15 protein-coding genes are annotated in these 26,694 nt (G+C 64.7%); 7 read left to right on the top strand and 8 right to left on the bottom strand.

Annotated features, from left to right (window positions below; all coding sequences use genetic code 11):
* Nucleotides 1-16 precede the first annotated feature (16 nt).
* From kdpA to XH83_RS29260, 5 genes are read left to right on the top strand one after another with little or no spacing between them, the layout of a single operon-like run.
* The gene (gene kdpA, locus XH83_RS29280; protein ID WP_194404093.1) at nucleotides 17-1,720 is read left to right on the top strand and encodes a potassium-transporting ATPase subunit KdpA; all 1,704 of its coding nucleotides are present in this window, start codon (nucleotides 17-19) and stop codon (nucleotides 1,718-1,720) included.
* 22 nt (nucleotides 1,721-1,742) lie between these two features.
* Nucleotides 1,743-3,860 carry a potassium-transporting ATPase subunit KdpB gene (kdpB, locus tag XH83_RS29275; protein ID WP_194404092.1) on the top strand — a complete coding sequence of 706 codons (2,118 nt, stop codon included), beginning with the start codon at nucleotides 1,743-1,745 and terminating at the stop codon, nucleotides 3,858-3,860.
* Between the two features lie 12 nt (nucleotides 3,861-3,872).
* Nucleotides 3,873-4,478 (top strand): K(+)-transporting ATPase subunit C, encoded by a 606-nt coding sequence (locus XH83_RS29270; RefSeq protein ID WP_194404091.1) that lies wholly within the window; start codon nucleotides 3,873-3,875, stop codon nucleotides 4,476-4,478.
* A 40-nt stretch (nucleotides 4,479-4,518) separates the two neighbouring features.
* The gene (locus XH83_RS29265) at nucleotides 4,519-7,236 is read left to right on the top strand and encodes a sensor histidine kinase KdpD (RefSeq protein WP_194404090.1); all 2,718 of its coding nucleotides are present in this window, start codon (nucleotides 4,519-4,521) and stop codon (nucleotides 7,234-7,236) included.
* Nucleotides 7,233-7,922, top strand: a complete 690-nt coding sequence (locus tag XH83_RS29260; protein ID WP_194404089.1) for a response regulator — start codon at nucleotides 7,233-7,235, stop codon at nucleotides 7,920-7,922. Before XH83_RS29265 ends, XH83_RS29260 begins: the two co-directional genes overlap by 4 nt.
* 117 nt (nucleotides 7,923-8,039) lie before the next feature.
* Here XH83_RS29260 and XH83_RS29255 read toward each other — a convergent pair whose 3' ends face one another.
* Complete coding sequence (locus XH83_RS29255) at nucleotides 8,040-8,924, bottom strand: Ku protein (protein WP_194404088.1); 885 nt, start codon at nucleotides 8,922-8,924, stop codon at nucleotides 8,040-8,042.
* Nucleotides 8,925-9,043: 119 nt separating this feature from the next.
* On the opposite strand from XH83_RS29255, the gene ligD reads away from it, so the two are divergent.
* The gene (gene ligD / locus XH83_RS29250) at nucleotides 9,044-11,743 is read left to right on the top strand and encodes a DNA ligase D (protein ID WP_194404087.1); all 2,700 of its coding nucleotides are present in this window, start codon (nucleotides 9,044-9,046) and stop codon (nucleotides 11,741-11,743) included.
* 127 nt (nucleotides 11,744-11,870) lie between these two features.
* On the opposite strand, the gene XH83_RS29245 is transcribed toward ligD, so the two are convergent.
* Nucleotides 11,871-12,035: a DUF3309 family protein gene (locus tag XH83_RS29245; RefSeq protein ID WP_007595743.1), complete on the bottom strand. Its 165-nt coding sequence runs from the start codon at nucleotides 12,033-12,035 to the stop codon at nucleotides 11,871-11,873.
* A gap of 181 nt (nucleotides 12,036-12,216) precedes the next feature.
* On the opposite strand from XH83_RS29245, the gene XH83_RS29240 reads away from it, so the two are divergent.
* Nucleotides 12,217-12,534: a polyhydroxyalkanoic acid system family protein gene (locus XH83_RS29240; protein ID WP_194404086.1), complete on the top strand. Its 318-nt coding sequence runs from the start codon at nucleotides 12,217-12,219 to the stop codon at nucleotides 12,532-12,534.
* Between the two features lies 1 nt (nucleotide 12,535).
* On the opposite strand, the gene treY is transcribed toward XH83_RS29240, so the two are convergent.
* Genes treY through XH83_RS29210 form a run of 6 tightly spaced genes read right to left on the bottom strand, consistent with a single transcriptional unit; the run spans nucleotide 12,536 to nucleotide 26,536 of the window.
* Entirely contained in the window at nucleotides 12,536-15,322 is a 2,787-nt protein-coding gene (gene treY, locus XH83_RS29235) for a malto-oligosyltrehalose synthase (RefSeq protein WP_194404085.1), read from the bottom strand.
* 1 nt (nucleotide 15,323) lies between these two features.
* Nucleotides 15,324-17,078 carry a malto-oligosyltrehalose trehalohydrolase gene (treZ, locus tag XH83_RS29230; RefSeq protein ID WP_194404084.1) on the bottom strand — a complete coding sequence of 585 codons (1,755 nt, stop codon included), beginning with the start codon at nucleotides 17,076-17,078 and terminating at the stop codon, nucleotides 15,324-15,326.
* Nucleotides 17,075-19,153, bottom strand: a complete 2,079-nt coding sequence (gene glgX / locus XH83_RS29225; protein WP_194404083.1) for a glycogen debranching protein GlgX — start codon at nucleotides 19,151-19,153, stop codon at nucleotides 17,075-17,077. Before glgX ends, treZ begins: the two co-directional genes overlap by 4 nt.
* Before the next feature lie 3 nt (nucleotides 19,154-19,156).
* Nucleotides 19,157-21,295 (bottom strand): 1,4-alpha-glucan branching protein GlgB, encoded by a 2,139-nt coding sequence (gene glgB / locus XH83_RS29220; RefSeq protein ID WP_194404082.1) that lies wholly within the window; start codon nucleotides 21,293-21,295, stop codon nucleotides 19,157-19,159.
* Nucleotides 21,288-24,578, bottom strand: coding sequence for a maltose alpha-D-glucosyltransferase (gene treS / locus XH83_RS29215; protein WP_194404081.1), 3,291 nt, complete (start codon nucleotides 24,576-24,578; stop codon nucleotides 21,288-21,290). Before treS ends, glgB begins: the two co-directional genes overlap by 8 nt.
* Before the next feature lie 11 nt (nucleotides 24,579-24,589).
* Entirely contained in the window at nucleotides 24,590-26,536 is a 1,947-nt protein-coding gene (locus XH83_RS29210) for a maltotransferase domain-containing protein (protein WP_194404080.1), read from the bottom strand.
* Nucleotides 26,537-26,694 lie beyond the last annotated feature (158 nt).

Genomic DNA, 26,694 nt, shown 5'->3' with positions numbered 1-26,694 from the left:
TTGAAGGGTTGATTCCATGACCATGATCGGTTGGCTCCAGATCATTCTGTTCTGTGTCGTCATTGTCGCACTCACAAAGCCGCTCGGCCGGTACATGACGCGCGTGTTCGGCGGCGAGCGGACGTTCCTGTCGCCGGTGCTGCGGCCGATCGAGGCCGGCATCTATTGGATCTCCGGCGTGGACGAGAAGCGCGAACAGCACTGGCTGACCTACACGGTCGCCATGCTGCTGTTTCATGTCGGCGGCTTCCTCGTCATTTACGGCGTGATGCGGCTCCAGGCTGTGTTGCCGTTCAATCCCGCTGGACGAGGCGCGGTTGCCGAAGATCTTTCCTTTAACACTGCGGTCTCCTTCATCACCAACACCAACTGGCAGAACTACGGCGGCGAAAGCACGCTGTCCTATCTGACCCAGATGGTCGGCCTGACGCATCAGAACTTCCTGTCGGCGGCGACCGGCATCGCGTTGGCGGTGGCGCTGATCCGCGGCTTCTCGCGCGCCTCGATGCGTACCGTCGGCAACTTCTGGGTCGACGTCACCCGCTGCACGCTCTATGTGCTGCTGCCGATCTGTATCGTCTACGCGCTGTTCCTGGTCTGGCAGGGCATGCCGCAGACGCTCGGAGACTACGTCGAGGCGACCACGCTCGAAGGCGCCAAGCAGACCATCGCGGTCGGCCCGGTCGCCTCGCAGGTCGCGATCAAGATGCTCGGCACCAACGGCGGCGGATTCTTCAACGCCAACGCCGCGCATCCGTTCGAGAACCCGACGGCGCTGTCGAACTTCGTGCAGATGCTCTCGATCTTCGTGCTCGGTGCTGCCCTGACCAACGTATTCGGCCGCATGGTCGGCAACCAGCGTCAGGGCTGGGCGATCCTCGCGGTCATGGGCGTGCTGTTCCTGGCCGGCGTCGCCGTCACCTATTGGGCGGAGGCGAGCGGCACCTCGACGCTGCAGGCGCTGGGCCTGACCGGCGGCAACATGGAGGGCAAGGAGGTCCGCTTCGGCATCGTCGCGTCCTCCCTCTTCGCCGTGATCTCCACGGCAGCCTCCTGCGGCGCCGTCAACGCCATGCATGACAGTTTTACGGCGCTCGGCGGCATGATTCCGCTGATCAACATCGAGCTCGGCGAAATCATCGTCGGCGGCGTCGGCGCCGGCATGTACGGCATGCTGCTGTTCGTCATCCTTGCGATCTTCGTCGCAGGCCTGATGGTCGGCCGCACTCCGGAATATGTCGGCAAGAAGATCGAGGCGCGTGAGGTCAAGATGGCGATGCTCGCGATCCTGATCCTGCCGCTGATGATCCTGGGCTGGTCGGCCGTGGCCGTGGTGCTGCCCACGGGCGTGGCCTCGATGGCCAACGCCGGCCCGCATGGCTTCTCGGAAGTGCTCTATGCCTATTCGTCGCAGACGGGCAACAACGGCTCGGCCTTCGCGGGTCTCACCGGCAACACCCCGTTCTACAACTTGACGGGTGCCTGCGCGATGTTCGTCGGCCGCTTCCTGATGATCGTGCCGGCCATGGCCATAGCCGGCTCGCTCGCGGAGAAGAAATCGATCCCGCCGTCGACGGGCACCTTTCCGACCACCGGCGGACTGTTCGTCGGCCTCGTCGTCGGCGTCATCCTCATCATGGGCGGCCTGACCTTCTTCCCGGCGCTCGCCCTCGGCCCGATCGCCGAGCATCTCGCGATGAACGCCGGCAACGTTTTCTGATCCAGCTTTCGGAGTGACCTCCATGGAACCAGTCCACAAACCCAACAAGCGCATGCCAGTCTCGGCGATGCTGGATCCCAAGATCGTGGTGCCGGCGATTGGTGCTGCCTTCACCAAACTCGATCCGCGATCCATGATCAAGAACCCTGTGATGTTCGTGGTCGAGATCGTGGCCGCGCTGACCACTGTGATCTTCGTCCGCGACCTCGTCACCGGCGGGGAAAATCTCGCCTTCACCTTCCAGATCATTCTCTGGCTGTGGTTCACCGTGCTGTTCGCCAACCTCGCTGAAGCGGTGGCCGAAGGCCGCGGCAAGGCGCAGGCCGAGACGCTGCGCAAGACCCGCACCGAGAGCCAGGCCAAGCTTTTGAGCGGCGCGGGCCGTGATTTCAGGCTGGTGCCCGGCACGAGCCTGAAGGTCGGCGATCTCGTCCTGGTTGAGGCGGGCGATACGATCCCCTCGGACGGTGAGGTGATCGAGGGCGTCGCCTCCGTCAACGAAGCCGCCATCACCGGTGAATCGGCGCCCGTCATCCGCGAATCCGGCGGCGACCGTTCGGCTGTGACCGGCGGCACGCAGGTGCTGTCCGACTGGATCCGCGTCCGCATTACGGCGGCCCAGGGCTCGACCTTCATCGACCGTATGATCAAGCTGGTCGAGGGCGCCGAGCGGGCCAAGACGCCAAACGAGATCGCGCTCAACATCCTGCTCGCCGGCCTCACCATCATCTTCGTTTTCGCCACCGTCACCATTCCGAGCTATGCGGCCTATGCCGGCGGCTCGATCTCGGTGATCGTGCTGGTCGCGCTGTTCGTGACGCTGATCCCGACCACGATCGGCGCGCTGTTGTCCGCGATCGGCATCGCCGGCATGGACCGTCTGGTGCGCTTCAACGTGCTGGCGATGTCGGGCCGGGCGGTGGAAGCGGCCGGCGACGTCGATACGTTGCTGCTCGACAAGACCGGCACCATCACCCTCGGCAACCGGCAGGCGACCGCCTTCCGTCCGGTGCGCGGAGTGACCGAGCAGGAGCTGGCGGACGCCGCCCAGCTTGCCTCGCTCGCCGACGAAACTCCGGAAGGCCGCTCCATCGTCGTGCTGGCCAAGGAGAAGTACGGCATCCGCGGCCGCGACATGGGCGAGCTCGGGGCCACCTTCATCCCGTTCACGGCGCAGACCCGCATGAGCGGCGTCGATGCCGGCGGCTCATCGGTGCGCAAGGGTGCGGTCGATGCCATGCTGAACTATATCGGCGGCGGCGCTGTGACCGCGGTCGCATCCGGCAATACGGCGCGGGCGATGCAGCCTGCCGCGCTCTCCGAGCTCGGCCGCGAGATCCAGGGCATTGCCGACGACGTGTCGAAGTCCGGCGGCACGCCGCTGGCCGTCGCCAAGGACGGCAAGCTGCTCGGAATCGTCCAGCTCAAGGACATCGTCAAAGGCGGCATTCGCGAGCGCTTCGCCGAGCTCCGCCGCATGGGCATCCGCACCATCATGATCACCGGCGACAATCCGATGACAGCGGCCGCGATCGCGGCGGAAGCCGGTGTCGACGACTTCCTGGCGCAGGCCACCCCCGAGGACAAGCTCAAGCTGATCCGCGACGAGCAGGCCAAGGGCAAGCTGGTCGCCATGTGCGGCGACGGCACCAACGACGCGCCGGCACTCGCCCAGGCCGATGTCGGCGTCGCCATGAACACCGGCACGCAGGCCGCGCGCGAGGCCGGCAACATGGTCGATCTCGACTCCAACCCGACCAAGCTGATCGAGGTGGTCGAGATCGGCAAGCAACTGCTGATGACGCGCGGCGCGCTGACGACGTTCTCGATTGCCAACGATGTCGCCAAGTACTTTGCGATCATTCCGGCGATGTTCCTGGCGTTCTACCCTCAGCTCAACGTGCTCAACGTCATGAACTTGTCGAGCCCGCAGAGCGCCATCCTGTCGGCGATCATCTTCAACGCGCTGATCATCATCGCGCTGATCCCGCTGGCGCTCAAGGGCGTTGCTTATCGCGCGGTCGGCGCCGGTGCCCTTCTGCGCCGCAACCTTCTGGTCTACGGCCTGGGCGGCATCGTCATTCCGTTCATCGGCATCAAGGCAATCGACCTCGTGGTCACTGCCCTGCACTTGGCCTAAAGGAGGCCTGTCATGTTGAGAGAAATCCGTCCCGCCATCGTCTTGTTGCTGGCGCTCACCGCCATCACGGGACTGGCCTATCCGCTGGCAATGACCGGCATTGCCGGTGTGCTATTTCCGAAACAAGCGCAAGGCAGTCTGATCGAGAAGGACGGCAAGGTGATCGGCTCCGCCCTGATCGGACAGGAGTTCAAGGACGACAAATATTTCCACGGCCGTCCCTCGGCGACGCTGGCCCCGGACCCGAATGATTCGACCAAGACGGTGTCGGCACCCTACAATGCCGCCAATTCCGGCGGCTCCAATCTCGGCCCGACCAGCAAGGCGCTGGCCGACCGGCTGAAGGAGGACGTGGACAAGCTCAAGGCCGAGAACCCGAGCGGGCCGGTCCCGGTTGACATGGTGACGACCTCGGCCAGCGGCCTCGATCCCGACATCTCGCCGGAAGCGGCGCAATTCCAGGTGCCGCGCGTGGCGAAGGCGCGGAATATGCAGGAAGACGCCGTGAGGCAGCTTGTGGCTTCCAACGTTCAGGGCCGCGTGCTCGGCTTGCTCGGCGAACCCCGGGTTAACGTTCTGGCGCTGAATCTCGCGCTGGATCGTGCGTCGGCGAAGTAGCGGCCTAGGCTGGGAATGCCCCGATGATTATATTGGCCTGATGGTTCAACAGCGCCGCGATCCCGAACAACGTCCGTCCCCCGAAGCACTGCTGGAAGCGGCGCGCCGGGAGGAGAGCGGCAAGCTGAAGATCTTCGTCGGCGCCGCGCCCGGCGTCGGCAAGACCTACGAGATGCTGCAAAGCGCCCACGCCAAGCGCAAGGCCGGCATCGACGTCGTGGTCGGCTTCGTCGAGACCCACGGCCGCGCCGAGACCGAGGCGCTGGTGCGCGGGCTCGAAATGGTCCCGCGCAAGCGGCTGGAGTACCGCGGCCAGATCGTCGAGGAGATGGATCTCGATGCGGTGATCGCGCGCCGGCCGCAGATTGCGCTGGTCGACGAGCTCGCCCACACCAACGCAGCAGGTAGTCGCCATCCCAAGCGCTATCTCGACGTCGAGGAGCTGCTGACCCACGGCATCGACGTCTACACCGCCGTCAACATCCAGCACATCGAAAGCCTCAACGACGTCGTCGCCCAGATCACCCATGTCCGGGTGCGCGAGACGGTGCCCGATTCCGTGTTCGACCGCGCCGATGCCATCGAGCTGATCGACCTCACGCCCGACGATCTCATCCAGCGGCTGAAAGAAGGCAAGGTCTACGTGCCCCGCCAAGCCGAGCGGGCGCTGGAGCACTATTTCTCGCCGGGCAATCTAACTGCCTTGCGTGAGCTCGCGCTGCGGCGCACCGCCGAGCGGGTCGACGAGCAGCTGCTCACTCATATGCAGGCGAATGCGATTTCCGGGCCCTGGGCCGCGGGCGAGCGGATCCTGGTCTGCGTCAGCGAGGATCCTCGCGCGGCGGGCCTCGTCCGCTACACCAAGCGGCTGGCCGACCGGCTGCATGCGCCGTTCACCGCACTCTCGATCGAGACGCGGCGCTCGCTGCAATTGTCCGACGAGGAGCGCGACCGGCTGGCCGACACGCTGCGGCTGGCGGAATCGCTCGGCGGCGAGGCGCTGACCATCCCCGCGGTCGGGCGCCGCATCGCCGATGACGTCGTCAATTTCGCGCAAGGCAACAACGTCACCCAGATCGTGATCGGCAAGTCGACGCGCTCGCGCTGGTTCGAATTAACGCGCGGCTCGGTGGTGCATGATCTGGTCCGCCGTGCGGGCAATATCAGCGTTCACGTCATTCCCGGCGACGAACTTCCGGCCGAGGATGCATCCAAGACGGCGGTGCAGACCGCCGCGCGATCCGAGCCTTTCGATGCCCGACCTTATCTCTACGCGCTCGGGATCGTGCTGATCGGCCTTGGCGCCGCCAAGTTGATCCAGCCCTATTTCGGCATCGAGAACGTCGATCTCGTGCTGCTGACCTCGGTCGTGGCGGTTGCTGTACGCTATGGCCTGTGGCCGTCTTTGCTGGCGACGGTCGCGGCGTCGCTCTGCTACAATTTCTTCTTCATCCCGCCGATCTACACCTTCACCATCACCGACCCGACCAACGTCGCCGCATTTTTCCTGTTCATGGTGGTGGCCATGCTGGTCTCCAACGTCGCCGCGCGCGTGCGCATCCAGGCCGATACCGCCATTGGCCGGATCAGGATGACCGAGCAGCTCCACGCCTTCAGCCGCAAGCTCGCGGGCACCGCGACGCTCGACGACGTGCTGTGGGCAACAGCCTACCAGATCGCGTTGATGCTGAAGGTCCGCGTCGTGCTGCTGCTGCCGGAAGACGGCTTGCTGACGGTGAAGTCCGGCTACCCGCCGGAAGACGATCTCGACCAGGCCGATCTCGCCGCCGCCAACTGGGCCTGGAGCAACGACCGCCCCGCCGGCCGTGGCTCGGATACGCTGCCGGGCGCAAAACGGCTGTTCCTGCCGATGCGCACCGGGCGCGGCCCGATCGGCGTCATCGGTATCGACAATGACCGCACCGGGCCGCTGCTGACGCCGGACCAGCGCCGGCTGCTGGACGCATTGGTCGACCAGGGCGCGCTGGCGATCGAGCGCGTGCTGCTGGTCGAGGATATGGACCGCGTCAAGCGCACCGTCGAATCCGAACGCTTGCGCTCCGCACTGTTGACTTCGATCTCGCACGATCTGAAGACGCCGCTCGCTTCGGTGCTGGGAGCGGCCTCGACCATGCGCGATCTCGCCGGGGCCTTGTCCGACACGGAGAAGCGCGACCTGCTGGCCACCGTCATCGATGAATCCGAACGGCTCAACCGCTTCATCGCCAATCTGCTCGACATGACCAAGCTCGAATCCGGCGCCATCGTGCCCAACACGGCGCTGCATGACCTCGGCGAGATCGTGGGCAGCGCGCTGCGGCGCGCAGCCAAGATCCTTGGCGGCCATAAGGTCGAGCTGGTGCTGGCCGCCGATCTGCCGATGCTCCAGCTCGATGCCGTACTGTTCGAGCAGGTGCTGTTCAACCTGCTCGACAACGCCGCCAAATATTCGCCACCCAACACGACGGTCTCGATCCGCAGTCGGCGCGATCGCGATCATGTCGTGCTCGAGATCGTGGACGAGGGGGCCGGCATTCCGCCCGACGAGCTCGAGAGCGTGTTCGACAAGTTCTACCGTGTGCAGAAGGGCGACCATGTCCGTCCCGGCACCGGGCTCGGCCTTGCCATCTCCCGCGGCTTCGTCGAGGCGATGCGCGGCACGATCTCGGCCGCCAACCGCAGCGAGCGGAGCGGCGCCGTCCTCACCATCCGTCTTCCCGTTCCGGCAGAGAGCCGCGCATTGGATACCGCCGCATGAGCGCCGCCCCGATCAAGGTCCTGATCATCGACGACGAGCCGCCGATCCGCAAATTGCTGCGGATGGGGTTGTCGACGCAAGGCTACGACATCCTGGAGGCGTCGAACGGCAAGATCGCGCTGGAGAAGCTCGAGGAAGCGCCGGCGTTGATCATTCTCGATCTCGGACTTCCCGACGTTCAGGGACACGAATTGCTGCGCACCATCCGCGCCCGCAACGAGGCCGTGCCGATCGTGGTGCTGTCGAGCCGCGGCGACGAGGCCGGCAAGGTCCAGGCGCTCGATCTCGGCGCCGACGATTATCTGACCAAGCCGTTCGGGATGGACGAGCTGTTGGCCCGCCTGCGCGCGGCGCTGCGCCACCAGCTCCAGGTCCAGGGCGAACGCCCGGTGTTCCGCACCGGCGATCTCTCCGTCGATCTCGTCCGCCGCATCGTCAAGGTCGGCGAACGCGAGGTCAAGCTGTCGCCCAAGGAATACGATCTTTTGCGCGTGCTGGTGCAGCACGCCGGCAAGGTGCTGACCCATCGCTTCCTGCTCAAGGAGCTCTGGGACGAATTGACCGACGCGCAATACTTACGCGTCTACGTCCGCCAGCTTCGCCAGAAGATCGAAGCCGATCCGGAACGGCCGCAATACGTGCTGACTGAGACGGGGATCGGATACCGGTTGAGGGCGGGGGATTAGTCTCGCTGTCATTCCGGGGCGCGCCCTTGGCGCAAGCCCGGAATCCCAATTCTCTGCTCGGCGCATTCGGCATGATGGAATCCGGGTTCGATGCTTCGCATCGCCCGGAATGACGAGCTATCCCGCCTTCCTCTGCCGCGCGGTCGACCGGTGCGTCTTTCGCGCGGCGCGTTGCCGCCCGGACGTCCGCCGCGCGTGAGACTTCGCCGTCGTCTTCTTCCCGCCGCGGCCCTTCAGGCTCTGCTTCAGGGCGTCCATCAGGCTGACGACGTTGCTCGGCCGCTCCTCGGGCTCGGGCAGCTCGATCTTCTTGCCGCTGGCCTTGCGTTTGACTAGCGCCTTCAGCGCGGTCTCATAGTCGTCCTTGAATTTGCCGGGGTCGAAATGCGCGGCCTTGGTGTGGAGGATATGGCCGGCGAGCTCGACCATGTCCTTGCTGATCTTCGGGCTCTTGATGTCGTCGAAGAACTGGTCCTCGTCGCGCAGCTCGTAAGGGAAGCGCAGCGTGGTGCCGAGCAGGCCCTTGCCGAGCGGTTCGATCGCGATCATGTGCTCGCGGTTGGTGAGCACGATCTTGGCGAGCGCCACGCGGTCCTGGTCCTTCATGGCGTCGCGGATCACCGCGAAGGCGTCGACCGCGGCCTTGCCGTCGGGCGCGATGTAGTAGGGATGGTTGAGGTAGCGCTGGTCGATCTCCTCGCTCGGCACGAAGCTCTCGATGTCGATGGTGTGATTGCTCTCGATCTGGACCGCCTCGAGCTCCTCCGGCTCGATCTCGACATATTTGCCTTTGCGCAGTTCATAGCCGCGGCCCTTCTGGTCGCTCTCGACGACGTCGCCGGTCTCGGAATCGATCATCTGCTGCTTGAGCCGGTTGCCGGTTTCGCGATTGATCAGGTGAAACCGCGTCTTCTCGGCCGCCGTGGTCGCCGGGTAAAGCACGACCGGACAGCTGACCAGCGACAGCTTCAACGTTCCCTTCCAATAGGCGCGCGGGGCCATTCCATTCTCCAGCGTTTTCAAAGGCATTTTGGAACCCCAACCCTCCCACAGGGTTTTGGTTCCGGATGGGACTTTGGCCGTGTTAGGCTTGAATCCTCGGAAGAAAAGCGGGACTGCTCGTGCTGCAAAAACTCTCCACTTACCGACAGAAGCGAGACTTCGAGAAGACACCCGAGCCGTCGGGCAAATCCGCAGTGGCGCCGTCGAAGCAGCGGCGCTTCGTCATCCAGAAGCACGATGCGTCACGGCTGCACTACGACCTCCGGCTTGAATTCGACGGCGTGTTCAAGTCTTGGGCCGTGACGAAGGGGCCCTCGCTCGATCCCCACGACAAGCGCCTGGCGGTCGAAGTGGAGGACCACCCGCTCGACTATGGCGATTTCGAAGGCACGATTCCGGAAGGGCAATATGGCGGCGGCACGGTGATGCTGTGGGACCGCGGCACCTGGGAAGCGGACGATCCGGAAGCGGGCTTCAGGAAAGGCGATCTGAAGTTCACCCTGCATGGCGAAAAGCTGCAGGGCAGCTGGGTCTTGGTGCGCATGCGCAACCGCGGTGGCGAGAAGCGCACCAACTGGCTGCTGATCAAGCATCGCGACGAACATGCCCGCGAGGGCAAGGACAATGACATTCTCGACGAGGACAAGTCGGTCGCCTCCGGCCGTGCGATGGACCAGATTGCCGAAGGCAAGGGACGCGCGCCAAAGCCGTTCATGCTGGCGAAGGGCGCCAATACCAAGGCTGACGCGGTCTGGCAGTCCAACCGTGCCGAAGAGGCGAAGGGGCGAACGGTCAAGCCGGCACCTCGTGCGGCGTTGAAGGCCGGCAAGAGCGCCAAGACCAAGTTCCCGAAGAGCAGGGCGGCAAAGAAGAAGGCCACCACAGCGACGAATGCGAAGAAGGTCGCGAAGATGCCGGACTTCGTGGCGCCGCAACTCTGCACGCTGGTCGAGCGGCCGCCGGCCGGAGAGGGCTGGTGCCATGAGATCAAGTTCGACGGCTATCGCGTGCAGCTGCGGGTCGGGGACGGCGAAGCGACGTTGAAGACGCGCAAGGGTCTCGACTGGACCGGCAAGTTCGGCGCCATCGCCAAGGAGGCAGCCACGCTGCCGGACGTGATGATCGACGGCGAGATCGTTGCGCTCGACCACAATGGCGCGCCGAATTTCTCCTCGCTTCAGGCTGCGCTGTCCGATGGCAAGACCGAGGAGCTGATCTTCTTTGCCTTCGACCTGCTGTTCGCGGAAGGTGAGGATTACCGGCGGCTGCCACTCGGCGAACGCAAGGCGCAGCTGAAGGAATTGCTGGAGGCGCGGAAGCGGAAATCGAGCCAGATCCGCTATGTCGAACATTTCGAGAGCGGCGGCGATGCCGTGCTGCAATCGGCCTGCAAGCTCGAGCTCGAAGGCGTGGTGTCGAAGAAGCTGGATGCGCCCTATCGTTCGGGACGCACCGAGAGCTGGGTCAAGTCGAAATGTCGCGCCGGCCACGAAGTGGTGATCGGCGGCTACAAGACCACGAATGGCAAATTCCGCTCGCTGATGGCCGGCGTGCAGCGTGGCGATCATCTCGCTTTCGTCGGCATGGTCGGCACCGGCTTCGGCGCCGACAAGGTCAAGCGCATCATGCCTTCGTTGAAGGCGATGGCAGCCAAGGAAAGCCCCTTCGGCGGCAAGAATGCCCCGAAGAAGAGCCGGGAGGTGCACTGGCTGAAGCCCGAGCTCGTCGCCGAGATCGAGTTCGCCGGCTTCACCGCCGACGGCAATATCCGCCAGGCCGCGTTCAAGGGGCTGCGGCAGGACAAGCCGGCCGAGGAGGTGGAGGCGGAGAAGCCCGTCGACACCGAGCTCGCCGCGCCCACGGCCGGCAGGCGCGTGGCGAAGACGGCCAAGCGGTCGAAAGATACCGGCACCGCCGAGGTGATGGGCGTCGTCATCTCCAAGCCGGACAAGGAGCTGTGGCCGGACGATGGTGACGGCGAGGGCGTGACGAAGCTTGATCTCGCCCGCTATTTCGAGGCGGTCGGCGCCTGGATGATCGAACATCTGAAGGGGCGCCCGTGCTCGATCGTGCGAGCACCCGACGGCATCGGTGGTGAAACGTTCTTTCAGCGTCATGCCATGCAGGGCAGCTCGAACCTGCTCGAACTGGCTAAGGTGTCTGGCGATCGTAAGCCGTATTTGCAGATCGACCGCGTCGAAGGGCTTGCCGCCGTCGCGCAGATCGGCGGCGTCGAGTTGCATCCCTGGAATTGCGCGCCAAACGCCTATGATACGCCGGGCCGGCTGGTGTTCGACCTCGATCCGGCGCCGGATGTCGCTTTCGCCGATGTCGTGGACGCGGCCAAGGACATGCGCCAGCGGCTGGCCGACGTCGGCATGGAGAGCTTCTGCAAGACCACGGGCGGCAAGGGCCTGCACGTGGTGGTGCCGCTGCTTCACGGCGCGCGCGACAAGGTGAGCTGGAAGGAAGCCAAGGCTTTCGCGCAGGGCGTCTGCCAGTGGATGGCTGACGACGATCCCGAGCGCTATCTGCTCAACATGTCCAAGAAACTTCGCAAGGGGAAGATCTTCCTCGACTATCTCCGCAACGACCGGATGTCGACGGCGGTGGCGCCGTTGTCGCCGCGGGCCCGCGCTGGAGCGACGGTCTCGATGCCTGTCACCTGGGCTCAGGTGAAGAGCGATCTCGACCCGAAGCGCTATACGGTGCGTAGCGTGCCGGGCCTGCTCGGGCGATCGAAAGCGTGGGAGGATTATGATGATGCGGCGACGTCGATCAAGGCCGCGATCAAGAAGCTTGCGGCGAAAACGAAATAGGGTGGGTCAGCCCGGCGACGACGCGAAGCACCGTCGCTGAGCGTAACCCACCACTTCCGCCTCCGTGGAAACCAAAGAGGTGGGTTATGCCTTGCGGCCAACCCACCCTCCGACATCGTGGATGCCGCTAGATCCGTCCGAGCAGCAGAAGGATCAGCAGGATGACGATGACGAGCCCGAGGCCGCCGCCGCCGTAATAGCCGGTCCCGTAGAACGGGCCGCCGCCGATGCCGCTGAAGCCGCCGAGCAAGGCGATGACGAGAATGATCAGAATGATCGTACCGATAGACATGCAAAAATCCTCCAGCCCTTTGTAGAAAGGGCGTTGCACCCTGTCCCTTTGTGCGGGGGCAACTTGCCGCAGGTTTTAAAGTTCCCGCGATGAAACACGGCGGGAGGATCAACTTGCATGGAACCTTTGTGGCCGTACTTGGCATGACTATGTTGAGATCAATCGTCATTTGGGCAGGGCCATGTCAGCACCGCTTGTCGTTTCAATCCCGCATCGTCTCGGCCGCGAGGAGGCGGTGCGCCGGCTCAAGACCGGGCTCGGCCGCGCGGCCGCCAGCATTCCCGTGATGCAGGTGGAGGAGGAGCGCTGGAGCGGCGACAGCATGGCCTTTCGCATTCGCGCGATGGGGCAGGTCGCAACGGGGAAGGTCGATGTCGGCGACGATCAGGTTCGGGTCGAGGTGGTGCTGCCCTGGCTGCTGCAGCGCTTCGCCGAGATGGCGCAGGCCACGATCAAGAAGCGCGGGCAGCTGCTGCTGACCAAGGACGGCGGAAAGTAATTCAGGCGCGTGCACGCGGCCGCGCCGGCCTGACGGCGCTTGCCGTGCGGGCTTCGACGACGAAAGCAGGAAAATCGCGGAAGGCCTGCGCGAGCGGCAGTTCGTTGCCTGCAAAGCCCGCCGCCGCATAGCCCGTGATATCGATGGTTGCGTCGACTCCGTCGGGCGCTGGCCATTCCCGGCCCGCTTGCGTGAACGGCGCGAAGTGACGCCCGACCACGACGATCGCCGCGCTGCGGCCGTGGCGGCGGGCGAAGGCAATGACGTGGTCGGCATGTGTGCCGTGCACCGCCAGCGGCTGGTAGTCGCCTTGCGCGAAGACGTCGGCGAGCTCGTTGCGCAGCCGTAGGAGACGCCGTGTCCAGGCCAGCTTGATCAGGCCGTCCGGCCAGCTCTTCTTAAGGCCGCCCCAGTCCGGATCGTCCAGCGACCCCAGCGCCGCATGCCGCGCGCCAAAATCGATCGGGCGGCGGTTGTCGGGGTCGACCAATGAAAGGTCCCAGAACTCGGTGCCCTGATAGAAGTCGGGCACGCCGGGCAGCGTCGCCTTGAGGGTGAGCTGGCTCAGCGCGTTCAGTGCGCCCAGCAGCGCCACGCGCCGGGCCAGCGTCTGCAGCGCCTCCAGGAATTCACCTGACAGCGTGGGATCGAGGATCTTGTCGATGAAGCTCTTGATGCCGTTCTCATAGGCTTCATGCGGGTTAAGCCAACTCGTCTCCTCCTTGCCTTCGCGCGCGGCCTTCAGGGCGTAGGCCTGGATGCGCTCGACGAAGCCCGAATCGATCGGCCCCTGCAGCGGCCAAGCCCCAAGCAGCGTCTGGTAGAGCATGTATTCGAAGGTCGCCGACGGCGCGCGGAAATTGCCCTGGAGCGTGAGATGCGGCGCGTTCAACACCTTCCAGCGCGAAACCGCGCTGGTCCATTCACCGGGAATTTCGCTTAAGCCCGCGATGCGCGCCCGGGCATCCTCGGCGCGTTTGGTGTCATGCGTCGCGGTCGCCGTCATTCCCAGCGGCCATTCCCTGGCGCGGGCCTGCATGGCCTCGTGGAAAGCTGGAATGTTGAGGCCGTTGCTGGCGGGATCGCCGCCGACCTCGTTCAGGGCGAGCAGCCGGTGGAATTGATAGAACGCGGTGTCCTCCAGCGACTTCGCCATCATCGGGCCGGTGAATTGCTGCACCTTCAGCGCGAAGCGGCGCACGCGCGGGGCGCTGTGTGGCGGGCGGCCGGGCTTGAGCAGATCCATGGTCAGGGCGTCGCGCAGGAAATCGAAGATGCCTTCGTCCGCGGCGAACCATTCGGAGCGGGCGCGCGCGATGGTGTCGTCGATCAGCTTGCGGTCGGCGGCCGTCGCGCCGCTGTTGGTCAAATAGGTACGGTACACCGGGAAATGCAGCACATAGAGTTCCAGTGCCTGCCGCAGGCTGTCCGCGGAGAAATCCCGGGTCGAGTAATGCCCGTTGGCGATGCGCGCGAGCAGGCGCGTCAGCACCGTGAATTCGCTGGTGAGCAGCGTCTCCAGCACGCGCCGCTTGGCCTCCTTGACGTAAGGCGCAAGCTGTGGCGGACGGTTGCTGATCTGCCGCCAGGTCTCGTCCAGCGCCGCCAGGCCCTTGGTGTCGACCAGGACCTGGGTGATGACGTTCATCCATTCATAACCGGTGGTGCCCTGAACGCCGGCGAAGTGCGGCAGGCGTTCGTGCTCGCACAGGATCTTTTCGATCACCGTGTAGAACGGCTTGCTGTTTCCTTGCGCATCGCGCACCAGGCGGCGCAGCCGCTGGCAATATTGCGCGGGATCGCGCAGGCCGTCGATGTGATCGAGCCGGATGCCCTGTAGCCTGCCGCCAGCGATGAGCTGCTTCACCAGCCGGTGCGTGGCGGCGAAAGTGGTCGCGTCCTCGACACGCAGGCCCGCAAGTCCGTTGACGTCGAAGAAGCGGCGGTAGTTGATATCGCTGGAGGCGAGCCGCCAGTGCCCGAGCTTGTAGTTCTGACGTTCCAGCAGATGATGCAGCGCCAGGGTCTGCGCGGGACGATCCTTGGCGGCACGATAAGCAGCAAGGCCGCGTGCGATGATATCGGCGCCACCTGCGATCTCCCTGAGCTCGGTCTTGAAAGCGGGGGCTTCCTTGCGGTTGGGGCGGCGCAGTCCGGTGTAGCGCGCCGCGAGCGAGAGCAGGCGTTTGCCGGCCTCCGTTTCGGCGGCTTCCGCGTCCTTCACGGTCATGCGCAGGATCTCGCCATAGCGCTCCGGCGCGATCGGCAAGCGATGTTCGAAATACCAGGCGGAGAAGCTGCCCTGGTCGGGATCGTAGCGCAGCTCGATCTCGCCGCTCTCCAGTGCGTCGCCGTAGGACTTGCCGAGGATCGGCAGCAGCACGCCGCCGCGCGCGCGGTAAGGCAACAGGTCCCAGTCGATGTCGAAGGAGACCGCGTGCGGCGAGGCCTGGCCCCATTCGAGCACGTCGAGCCACCAGGGATTGTCCGCGAAATGCACGCCGACATGGTTCGGGACGAAGTCGATGACGAGGCCGATGTCGTGGGCCTCGAGTGCGTCGCTCAGCCGTGTGAAGCCGGATTCGCCGCCGAGCTCCGGATTGAACTGGCTGTGATCGACGGTATCGTAGCCATGGGTCGAGCCCTTGCGCGCCTTCATCACCGGCGAGGCGTAGAGATGCGTGATTCCCAGCGCCTTGAGGTAAGGCACGACGGCGGCGGCCTTGTCGAAGTCGAAATCCGCGGTGAGCTGCAGCCGGTAGGTCGCGAGCGGAATGGCAGGAGGCATGTTAACCTCCGAGATGCCAGATCACCGACCATGGCGCGAGCCGCTCGCCGCTCGCGTCGCCCCAGATGGGAGCGCCCGTCGCGCCGTCGGGACGCGCGATGTCCTTGTCCGATAGATTGGCGGTCAGGCGCAGCGCCGTGGCGTCACCCATCCGCCAATGAGCGGTGAGCAGGCCGTTGTCTGCCGCCTCGGCCTCGCCGAAACTTGCGCCCCTCAGCCGCGGCACGATCTCCTTGCGACGCAGCGCAAGCAGCTGTCGGACCAACGCGAGCCGGGCGTCCTGCAGCGGCGTGCGGCCGGTCCAGTCGAGCGCGGCCGATTGCAGCGTTGCGGGATCGAGCGGATCGGGCACCTCGTCGCCGTATTTTTCGTAGGCCCAAGCATATTCCTGCTTGCGCCCCTTGCGGACGGCATCGGCGAGCCCGCCCTGGAAATCGCAGAAGAACGGGAAGGGCACCGTCGAGCCCCATTCCTCACCCTGAAACAGCATCGGCACCATCGGCGCGAGCAGGGTCACCGCGAGCGCGGCCTCGATTTGCTGCGGCGATGCCAGGCTTTCGAGTCGGTCGCCGAGCGGGCGGTTGCCGATCTGGTCGTGGTTTTGCAGGAAATTGACGAACGTCGCAGGTGGCAGCTGACTGCTCGGCTCGCCGCGCGGCTTCTTGCCCCAGAACTCCGAAACCTCGCCCTGATAGACGAAGCCCGAGGCAAGTGCGCGTGCGAGGTCCATGCGCGGCGTCTGGTAGTCGCCGTAATAGCCGGCATGCTCCCCGGTCAGCATCACATGCCAGGCATGGTGATAATCGTCGTTCCACTGCGCGCGATACTTGCCGTTCGGCGGCTCCTGCGCCGCGTCGAGCAAGCTAGCCCGGTTGTCGCCATTCTCGAGCACGAGATGGATGTGCCGACCCGTCGCCTTCGAGAGCTCGCCGACAGCGGCGCTGAGATCATGCAGCATCGATATCTCGCCGGGGATCGCCATGATGTGATTGGCGGCATCCAGCCGCAATCCGTCGAAACGGTAATCGGTCAGCCAAGACAGCGCATTCTCGACCGCGAACGCGCGCACCTGCGGCACGCGATAGTCGATCGCGCTGCCCCAGGGCGTATGCGCATCGGTGAAGAAGGCCGGCGCGTAGCGGCCGAGATAATTCCCCTCGGGGCCGAAATGGTTGTAGACGACGTCGAGGAACACCATCAGCCCGCGCAGATGCGCCTCGTCGATCAGCGTCTTCAGGTCCTCGGGGCGGCCATAGGCGCTGTCTGGCGCATACCACAGCACGCCGTCATAGCCCCAGCCGCGGCGTCCCGCGAAATCGGCCAGCGGCATCAGCTCCAGCGCGGTGATGCCGGTTGCCGCGAGATGATCCAGCTTGTCGATCATGGCGTGGTAAGTGCCTTTCGACGTGAAGGTGCCGACATGGGTCTCGATCAGCACCGTCTCTTCCCAGGGCCGGCCGCGCCAATCGCGCGCGCGCCACGGAAAGGCGTCGTGATCGATCACCTCGCTCGGGCCGAACACGTCGTCGGGCTGGAAAGCCGAGGCCGGATCCGGCACGTCGATGTCGTCGTCGATCCTGAATTTGTAGGAGCTGCCGGCGGTGAGACCGGCAATCTCGGCCACGTACCAGCCATCCTGCCGGCGCTGCATCGCATGTCGTCGGTCGAGCAGAAGGTCGACACGGCGCGCGGCGGGCGCCCACAGGCGGAACGACACGCCGTCCTTCGTCGGCCTCGCCCCGAAGGACGGCCTCATAGCGCCCCCGCGAAGGCGAGCACGGAGCGCGGCGGCGCCTTGCTGTCGCTTCCGGGCGGGAAGTCGATCGTATTCAGCTTGGCATCCGTCGTGTTCAGGATCTGCTGCCAGCTCTTGTATTCGGTCATTTTGGGCAATTTGAATGCGATGTCTTCGGGGGCGGCGTTCAGTACGATAAAGATCGCGGCGCCACCCGGTTCCATCGGCCCCATCACATAGGAGAGGAATCGTCCCTCCGGGAATTTCCAGTCGTTCTCCGTCATCTCGTCGCCGGCGGGCGTCAGCCACAATGCGCCGTAGGACACACCGTCCGCAGGGCGACCGTCGAGCCAGCGGTGACTGCGAAGCTGCGAGAACCGGCGGCGGATGTCGGCGAGATGGCCGACGAAATCGACCATGTCGTCGCTCTCCTTGCCGAGATTATCCCAGCCGACCCAGCCGATCTCGTTGTCCTGGCAGTAGGCGTTGTTGTTGCCCGATTGCGAGTTGCCGACCTCGTCGCCGGCGAGGATCAGCGGAACGCCCTGCGCCAGCATCAGGCAGGCCAGCACGTTCTTGCGAAGCTGGCGGCGCAGGCCGAGGATCTGGGGATCGTCGGTCGGCCCCTCGACACCGCAATTGTTGCTGTGGTTGTCGTTGGAGCCGTCGCGATTCTCCTCGCCATTGGCCTCGTTGTGCTTCTCGTTGTAGCTGAAGAGGTCGGCAAGCGTGAAGCCATCATGGACGGTGATGTGGTTGATGCTGGCGCGCGGCCGCCGTCCGTCGTGGTTGAACAAATCGGACGACGCCGTCATGCGGCTGGAGATGTCGCCGATCAGGCTGCCTTCGCCGCTCCAGTAGCGGCGCATGGCGCTGCGATAGCGATCATTCCATTCCGACCATTGCGAGGGGAAGGCGCCGACCTGGTACCCGCCGAGGCCGAGATCCCAGGGCTCGGCGACAAGCTTGACGGTCGCCAGCACCGGATCCTGCCGGATCGCGGTCAGGAAAGAGATGCCGCGGTCAAAGCCGTTCGGTCCGCGCGCCAGCGTGGTGGCGAGATCGAAGCGGAAGCCGTCGACATGGCAGACCTCGACCCAGTAGCGAAGTGAATCCATCACCATCTGCAGCACACGGGGATGGGTCAGGTTGACGGAAGAGCCGCAGCCGGTGAAGTCGTCGTAATAGCGTGGATTCTCGCGGTTCAGCCAGTAATAGGAAGCGTTGTCGATGCCGCGGTAGCACAGCGTCGGGCCGAGATGGTTGCCTTCGGCGGTGTGGTTGTAGACGACATCTAACATCACCTCGATGCCGGCATCGTGCAGCCGTGCCACCGTGGTGCGGAAGGAATCGAGCGCGTTGTCCTGGGCATAGCGCGGCTCGGGCGCGAAGAAGGACAGCGTGTTGTAGCCCCAATAATTGGCGAGCTTCTTCTCGACCAGGATGCGGTCGTCGACGAAGCTGTGCACCGGCAGCAGCTCGACCGTGGTAACGCCGAGCTTCTTCAGATGCTCGATCATCGCCGGCGAGGACAGGCCGCCATAGGTGCCGCGCAAATTCGGCGGCACGTCGTCGCGCTTCTGCGTCAGACCCTTGACGTGAGCCTCGTAGATGATCGTGTCTTCCCAGGGGATGTTGGGGCGGATCTCGCGGCGGCCCCAGTTGAAGGTTTCGTCGACCACGACGGCCTTGGGCATGCCACGCGCGTTGTCGCGCCGGTCGAAGGACAGGTCCTCGCGGGGCGAGCCGGTGCGGTAGGCAAAATGCGCATCGCTCCAGACCAGGCGTCCGGAGAGCCGCTTGGCATAGGGATCGAGCAGCAGCTTGTTGGCATTGAAGCGATGGCCGTGCTCGGGCTCGTAGGGACCGTGCACGCGATAGCCGTAGAGCTGGCCCGGCGAGACGTCATTGAGATAGCCGTGCCAGACATCCTCGGTCTTCTCGGGCAGCTCGATGCGCTCGAGCTCGCGGCGGCCTTGCGTGTCGAACAGGCAGAGCTCGACCTTCTGTGCGTTGGCGGAGAACAGCGCGAAATTGGTGCCGCGTCCGTCCCAGCTTGCGCCGAGGCGTGCGGGCGATCCAGCAGTCAGGCGCATGTGTCAGCTTTCCGGAACGAGGAAGATCGCGGCGAGCGGCGGAATGGCGAGGCGAAGCTCGCCGCCCTCGGCATTGACCTCGCCGATATTGCCGACATTGCTGCCGCCATAATGGGCGGAATCCGAGTTGAGCACTTCCTTCCATTTGCCGCCGAAGGGCACGCGAACGCGGTAGTTCTGATAGACGTTCGGCGAGAAGTTGACGATGACGAGGCACCGCGCGTGCTCGTCGAATCCCTTGCGCAGCCAGGCGAACACGTTGCGGCCGGCGTCGTCCGTGATCAGCCATTCGAAGCCGGCGGGGTCGCAGTCCATCTGGTGCAGCGCCGGCACCGCGCGGTAGAGCCGGTTGAGGTCCCGGATCAGTGCCTGGGTGCCGGAATGGTACTTGTATTCGAGCAGGTGCCAGTCGAGCGACTGGTCGTGATTCCATTCGCGGCTCTGCGCGATTTCCGCGCCCATGAACAGCAGCTTCTTGCCGGGATGGCCGAACATGAAGCTGTAATAGGCGCGCAGATTCGCAAAACGCTGCCACTCGTCGCCGGGCATGCGGCCGAGAATCGAGCGCTTGCCGTGCACGACCTCGTCATGAGACAGCGGCAGGATGAAGTTTTCCGAGAACGCGTAGTGCAGGCCGAACAGGATCTCGTCGTGATGGTATTTGCGGTGGATCGGATCCTTGCTGATGTAGTTCAGCGTGTCGTGCATCCAGCCCATGTTCCACTTGTAGCCGAAGCCGAGCCCGCCGAATTCGACCGGCCGCGACACCTGAGGCCAGGCGGTGGATTCTTCGGCAGCCGTGGTCGCCTGCGGAAAGCGGGCGAAGACCTCGGTGTTGAAGCGGCGAAGGAAGTTGATCGCCTCGATGTTTTCGCGGCCGCCATACTGGTTCGGGATCCATGCGCCGGGTGGCCGGCTGTAGTCGAGATAGAGCATGGACGCGACGGCATCGACACGCAGGCCGTCGATCGCGTAACGCTCCATCCAGAACAGCGCGTTCGACACCAGGAAGTTCGTCACTTCGGTGCGGCCGTAATTATAGATCAGTGTGCCCCAGTCGAGGTGGCGGCCCTGCAGCGGGTTGGCGTGCTCGTACAGCGCGGTGCCGTCGAAGCTGCCGAGCCCGTGCGGATCGTCGGGGAAATGACCCGGCACCCAGTCGAGCAGTACGCCGACGCCCTCGCGGTGGCAGGCATCGACGAGGGCGGCGAAATCCTCAGGGCTTCCGAAGCGGCTGGTCGGCGCGTAGAGGCCGGTCGGCTGATAGCCCCACGAGCCGTCGAACGGATGCTCGCTGACGGGCAGGAATTCCAGATGGGTGAAGCCCATGTCGCGGGCGTAGGCCGGCAGCTGCTCGGCCAGCTCGCGATAGGTCAGCCATTCATCGCCGTTCTTGCGACGCCATGAGCCGAGATGAACCTCGTAGATCGACATCGGCGCCGACAGCGCGTTGATGCCGTCAGGTGACGGGCGCGGCCTCGGCAGATGAGCCTCGTCGAACACGATCGAAGCCGTCTTCGGACGGACTTCGCTCGCAAACGCCATCGGATCGGACTTCAGCGGCAACAGATGGCCATGCGGTCCGATGATCTCGAATTTGTAGTGATCGCCGGCCTTGGCGTGCGGGATGAACAATTCCCAATAGCCGGCGCCGCGCACCCGCATGGGATGGCGCCGTCCGTCCCAGAAATTGAAATCGCCGACCACGGACACGCGCCGTGCATTCGGCGCCAGCACCACGAAGCCGATGCCGTCGACGCCTTCATGACGCATCGGATGGGCGCCGAGCTTGTCGTAAAGGCGCTGGTGGGTGCCCTCGCCGAGCAAATAGAGGTCGAAATCGGTCAGGATCGGCGGAAAGCGATAGGCATCCTCGAACTCAACGACGTTGCCGCCGAATTTCGCGCGCAGTTGATAGTGCTTCGAGCCGTTGGGCAGCGCACCGATGAACAGTCCGGCATCGTGCACGCGGTCGAGCGAGGCGACCTCGCCATGTTCGCCGACCGCCTCGACGTTGGAGGCCTCGGGCAGAAACGCGCGCACCACGCTTTTGCTGCCCTCAGGGTGCAGCCCGAGATAGTGGAAGGGGTCGGAGTGGCGGCCCTCGATGATCGCATAGGCCTCGGCAGGCAGTTTAGGCATGGGCTTCGCTCTCATTGGACAGAATGCGAAGCAGTCCGGTCAGCGGCGCATGGAGCCCCTCAGGCCGGTGGGACAGCTCGTACTCTAATTCATTGAAGGCCTGATCAAGCAGGAAAAATCTTATCAGGCCTTCCGCGGACTGCCGGTCCTCCGGCCACAGCCGGCGATCGGTCATGGCTTCGCGATAGGCGGACAGGAAGGTCGAACCGGCTCGCTCGCGCCATTCGTCGAGCGCGGCCGCGAGCCGGCCCTGCTCGTCGGAAACCCCCGTCAGCGCGCGGCCCAGCGCCGCGTTGACCGAGGCATCGATCGAGCGGATCAGGCCGGCGACGTCGCGCGCGGCAGGCAGCTTGCGCCGCTTGTCGGCCAGCGGCTGGCGCGGATCGCCGTCGAAGTCGATGATGAAGATATCGTCCTTCACGATCAGAGTTTGCCCGAGGCGGAAGTCGCCATGATGACGGATGTTCAACCCGCCGATCCCCGAAGGCAATAGCGCATTCAGGGCGTCGGACAGGCTCGCCCGCATCGCGGTGAGGCGGTCGATCAGGGGGCGGTCCGCCTCCCGCAGACCGTCGCGGCTATCGGCCAGCCGATCGAGAACCCGCTGGGCCCGCGCTTTGAGGTCGGACACCCAGGCCTTGACCTGGGCAGTCTCGATCGGCACCGGGGCGAGATCGTCGGACTTGGCCGCGGCGAGAGCGAGGTGCAGCTCGGCGAGCCTGCGGCCGATCTGCGCGATGAAATGCAGATAGGGCGCCTGCTCCTGGGTCTCGCGCGGCATTTCATCGGCCGACAACACGCGCTGCTCGTCGATATAGCGATCGAGATAACCCGTGGTCACGGTCCAGCCGTCGCCCTGGTTCTCGACATAGGCATGCAGCACGCCGAGCGCGCTGCGCTGTCCGCCCTCGACCAGCTCGACGCTGCCGAGCAGCGCCGGCGTGTTGGCGAAGCGCGCGACCTCGGTGAGATAATGGCCGATCTCGATCTCGGGACTGACGCCGCTTTCGAGCCGGCGGTAGATCTTGGCGACGTATTGGTTGTCGACCAGCGCGGTGCTGTTCGATTGCTCGATGGTGCGGATACGTTCGGGCTCCTTGACGGTATAGTCGGAGAACTTGCTGGTCGCCTTGAATTCCAGCCGCAGATTGTTCTCGTCCACGACCAGGTGTTGCGACAGACCTCGCAAGAACAGGCCGATGAATATCGGATCGGTGGCAACGTCAAGCAGAGTGCCCTCGCGCGCGCCCTGGCGGACGGCGGCGAGCGCCTTTGGGTTGAAGCGTTCGCGGTCGAAGCGCACCCATTCGATCTGCATGGGCAGCACGTATCGCGTAGTAACGTCGTCCCGCGCCGTCTCGAAGAACGCAATCCACGGCCTGTTGTCACCGATGTCGCTGAAAGGCACCGCCGACGTCAGCGTGGTCTTGATCTGCTTGGGATTGTGCTCGGGATACCAGCGGGTCCGCGACAGGAATCCCGGCAGCACGTCGCGCTCGAAGACGCCGCGCTCGCGGGCCAGTGACACCCAGTTGGAATTCACCGGCACCACCAGCGTCTCGAATTCCGGCACCGCGCGCGGCGTCACCGGCTCGGACTTGTCGCGCTCCTGAAGCTGGAACCAGTAGAAGCCGTAGGGCCCCAGCGTGATCATGTAGGGCAGTTCGCCGATCGCGGGGAATCGCGTGCGGCCGAGCATCTCCTGCGGGATGCGGTCCTTCCACGGCGACAAATCGAGCTCGGTGGCCTGCGCGGCGCGCGACAGATTGGCGACGCACAGGATTACCTCGTCGCGATACTGCCGGACATAGGCCAGCACGGCGCGGTTGGCCGGGCGGATGAAGGTCATCGTGCCGCGGCCGAAGGCGAGCGTCGACTTGCGCACCGAAATCAGGCGCTTGGTGGCGCTGAGCAGCGACGACAGGCTGCGCGACTGCGCCTCCACGTTGACCGATTCGTAGCCGTAGACCGGATCCATGATCAGCGGCGCGTAGAGGCGGGCGGGGTCGCAGCGCGAGAAGCCGCCGTTGCGGTCCGGGCTCCACTGCATCGGCGTGCGCACGCCGTTGCGGTCGCCGAGATAGATGTTGTCGCCCATCCCGATCTCGTCGCCGTAATAGATGATCGGCGTTCCGGGGAAGGACAGCAGCAGCGAGTTCATCAGTTCGATCTTGCGCCGGTCGTTGTCCATGAGCGGCGCGAGGCGCCGGCGGATGCCGACATTGATGCGGGCGCGGGGATCGTTGGCGTAGGTGGTCCAGAGATAGTCGCGCTCGACGTCGGTGACCATCTCCAGCGTCAGCTCGTCATGATTGCGCAGGAACAGCGCCCATTGGCAGCTCGCCGGAATGTCCGGCGTCTGACGCAGGATGTCGGTGATCGGAAAACGGTCCTCCTGCGCGATCGCCATGTAGATGCGCGGCATCAGCGGGAAGTGATAGGCCATGTGGCACTCGTCGCCACGGCCGAAATATTCCTGCACGTCCTCTGGCCATTGGTTGGCCTCGGCGAGCAGCAGCTTGCCCTTGGAGTATGAATCGAGCTCCTGGCGCAGGCGCTTGATGATCGCATGCGTCTCGGGAAGGTTCTCGTTGTTGGTGCCGTCGCGCTCGCAGAGATAGGGGATGGCGTCCAACCGGAAGCCGTCGACGCCGGCATCCAGCCAGCGCTTCATCACCTGGATCAGCGCGCTGACCACGCGCGGATTGTCGAAATTGAGGTCCGGCTGGTGCGAGAAGAAGCGGTGCCAGTAGAACGCGCCGGCCTCGTGATCCCAGGTCCAGTTCGACTTTTCCGTGTCGGTGAAGATGATGCGCGTGCCCTGGTACTTCTGGTCGGTGTCGCTCCAGACATACCAGTTGCGGGCGCTCGAGCCGGGATGGCTGCGGCGCGCGCGCTTGAACCATTTGTGCTGGTCCGAGGTGTGATTGACGACGAGCTCGGTGATGACGCGCAAGCCCCGCTTCTGCGCTTCCTGGATGAAGCGCTTGAAGTCCTTCATCGTCCCGAAATCGGGATTGACCGAACCGTAATCGGCGATGTCGTAGCCGTCGTCGCGACCGGGCGAGGGATAAAACGGCAACAGCCACAGCGCGGTGACGCCGAGCTCCTGCAGATAGGGCAGCTTCTCGGTCAGCCCGGCGAAGTCGCCGATGCCGTCATTGTTGCTGTCGGCGAAGGCCTTGACGTGGAGCTGATAGATGATGGCGTCCTTGTACCACAGCTCGTCCACGATCTCGGCAGCCTCAGCCTTCTTGGTGTCGACGGAAGATAGAACGTTCATGGCGTGCCCCTTTACGCCAGGCAGCGGAACAAATGCGCCGGATCGCGGTCGGGATCGATACGCAACCTGATCCCGCCCCATTCGATGCGGGACTGTTCGCCGGTGAGGAGGTTTTCGAGTGTCGTCACATGGTGACGCTGCCCGCCGGCGTCAACGGTGACGTCGCCGAGCGGCAGCCAGCATTCGCGCACGTGGCCGGAAAGTGCGATCACGATGACGACAATGTTGGCGGGCTCAGCCGCCTCCTTGACGAAGGCGATGGTCTCGCCGTCTTCGACGTCCAGAAAACGCAAATTCGCCGTTTGCTGGAGCGCGGCGTTGTCGTTGCGGATGCGGTTGAGTGCTGCAATATAGGCCTTGATGTTGCCGGGCTGGTCCCAGTCGCGCTGCTTGATCTGGTACTTCTCGGAATCCTGATATTCCTCGCGGCCGGGGATCGCCTCGTGCTCCAGCAGTTCGAACCCGCTGTAAACGCCGTAGCTGCCCGACAACGTCGCCGCCAGTGCGAGGCGCGATTTGAACGCCCAGGCTTCGCCGCCCTGGAGATGATAGGGCAGCAGATCGGGCGTGTTGACGAACAGATTCGGACGATAGAAGTCGCGCTCGGGATAGCGCGTCAGCTCGCCGAGATATTGCTCCAGCTCCCAGCGCGAGGTGCGCCAGGGGAAATAGGTGAAGGACTGCGCAAAGCCGAGCTTGGCTAGGCCCTTCATCAGCTTCGGCCGCGCAAACGTCTTGGAGAACAGGATCACCTCGGGATGCCGGCGGCGGATGTCGCGGATCAGCCAGTCCCAGAATGCCAGCGGCGCGGTGTCGTGGTTGTCGATGGCGAAGATGGTGACACCATGGTCGATCCAGAACAGCATGGCGTCGCGAAAGGCGTTCCACAGGCCGATGCGGTCGACCGAGGCGAAATCGGGAATCACGATGTCGGAATAGCGGCCGTCCGCGGTCCGCACCGAGCGGTCGGGCCGCCATTTGAACCATTCCGGATGCTCCGTCAGCCAGGGATGGTCCGGCGAGCACTGCACGGCGAAGTCCAGTGCAAGCTCGAGACCATATTCGAGGCACGTCGCGACCAGCGCGCGAAAATCCTCGATGGTGCCGAGCTCCGGATGCAGTGCATCGTGGCCGCCCTCGGCGGCGCCGATCGCGTAGGGCGAGCCGGGTTCGCCGTCGCTCGCCACCGGCGCGTTGTTGCGGCCCTTGCGGCGGCTGTGGCCGATCGGGTGGATCGGCGTGAAGTAGAGCACGTCAAAACCCATCGCCGCGATATCAGGCACGCGCGCGATGCAGTCGCGCAGCGTGCCGTGCTGGCCGGGGATCCGGCTCTGGCTGCGTGGCATCATCTGATACCAGGCGCCGAACCGCGCCCTGTCGCGGTCAATGGTCAGCGGGAAGGACGGTGAGCGGGTCAAATCGGGTCGGGACTGGCTCTCGGCCATGGCATCGCTGAGCTCGCTCGCCAGCAGCGAGGTGACATCGCCGGTCTGCAGATAATCCTCGCATTGTCTGACGATGACAGCCGCGGCGGCCTGCGGCGCGCCATGCGCCTTGGTCAGGAGGCCGGCCCCCTCGAGCGCATCGAGGCTGACATCGGCCCCGGTTCGCTGCTTGCGTGCGACGGCGTGGGACCAGGTGGCGAACTCGTCGGTCCAGGCCTCGATCGCATAGGCATATTGGCCGGGCTCCGCCGGCGTGAAAGCGCCGGACCAGCGGTCATTGCTGTGATGGATCATCGGCTCGCGCCGCCAATCCCGGTCCTGCTCGGGGCGCCAGAGCAGCGCGGCCCCGACCACGGCCTCGCCATCGCGATAGACATCAGCCCATACCTCGACCCTCTCGCCCGCGATCCGCTTCACGGCGAAGCGGCCGCCATCGATCGCGGGATAGACGTCTTCGATGAGGAAAGCGCTGCCGGCTGCGGCACTTTCGACAGTTTGAATTGTCTTGTTCACGGTGATGCCATTGACAAGAAAGCAGGGGCCCGTTTCCCTTGTCGGGAACCTACCCTTGGTACCTATATAGAAAGCCGCTTGTGTGTCATTAGTTCCGCCCGGGAACGGCAGGCATGGTTTTGAGTTGAGCCAGACTAACGTCTTCCGCTGCCTCGTTA

The organism is Bradyrhizobium sp. CCBAU 53351, from assembly GCF_015291745.1.
In the GTDB taxonomy this organism is placed as follows: Bacteria; Pseudomonadota; Alphaproteobacteria; order Rhizobiales; family Xanthobacteraceae; genus Bradyrhizobium.
The sequence above is the reverse complement of the archived record's forward strand: the minus strand, read 5'-3'. Positions and strand labels throughout refer to the sequence as shown.

Excerpts from the sequence above, each read along its gene's own strand:
- XH83_RS29245 (WP_007595743.1), bottom strand. The coding sequence starts at position 12,035 with ATGTCTATCGGTACGATCATTCTGATCATTCTCGTCATCGCCTTGCTC.
- glgB (WP_194404082.1), bottom strand. The coding sequence starts at position 21,295 with ATGCCTAAACTGCCTGCCGAGGCCTATGCGATCATCGAGGGCCGCCAC.
- XH83_RS29265 (WP_194404090.1), top strand. The coding sequence starts at position 4,519 with ATGGTTCAACAGCGCCGCGATCCCGAACAACGTCCGTCCCCCGAAGCA.
- XH83_RS29260 (WP_194404089.1), top strand. The coding sequence starts at position 7,233 with ATGAGCGCCGCCCCGATCAAGGTCCTGATCATCGACGACGAGCCGCCG.
- XH83_RS29270 (WP_194404091.1), top strand. The coding sequence starts at position 3,873 with ATGTTGAGAGAAATCCGTCCCGCCATCGTCTTGTTGCTGGCGCTCACC.
- treY (WP_194404085.1), bottom strand. The coding sequence starts at position 15,322 with ATGCCTCCTGCCATTCCGCTCGCGACCTACCGGCTGCAGCTCACCGCG.
- XH83_RS29255 (WP_194404088.1), bottom strand. The coding sequence starts at position 8,924 with ATGGCCCCGCGCGCCTATTGGAAGGGAACGTTGAAGCTGTCGCTGGTC.
- glgX (WP_194404083.1), bottom strand. The coding sequence starts at position 19,153 with ATGCGCCTGACTGCTGGATCGCCCGCACGCCTCGGCGCAAGCTGGGAC.
- XH83_RS29240 (WP_194404086.1), top strand. The coding sequence starts at position 12,217 with ATGTCAGCACCGCTTGTCGTTTCAATCCCGCATCGTCTCGGCCGCGAG.
- treS (WP_194404081.1), bottom strand. The coding sequence starts at position 24,578 with ATGAACGTTCTATCTTCCGTCGACACCAAGAAGGCTGAGGCTGCCGAG.
- kdpA (WP_194404093.1), top strand. The coding sequence starts at position 17 with ATGACCATGATCGGTTGGCTCCAGATCATTCTGTTCTGTGTCGTCATT.
- kdpB (WP_194404092.1), top strand. The coding sequence starts at position 1,743 with ATGGAACCAGTCCACAAACCCAACAAGCGCATGCCAGTCTCGGCGATG.
- treZ (WP_194404084.1), bottom strand. The coding sequence starts at position 17,078 with ATGAGGCCGTCCTTCGGGGCGAGGCCGACGAAGGACGGCGTGTCGTTC.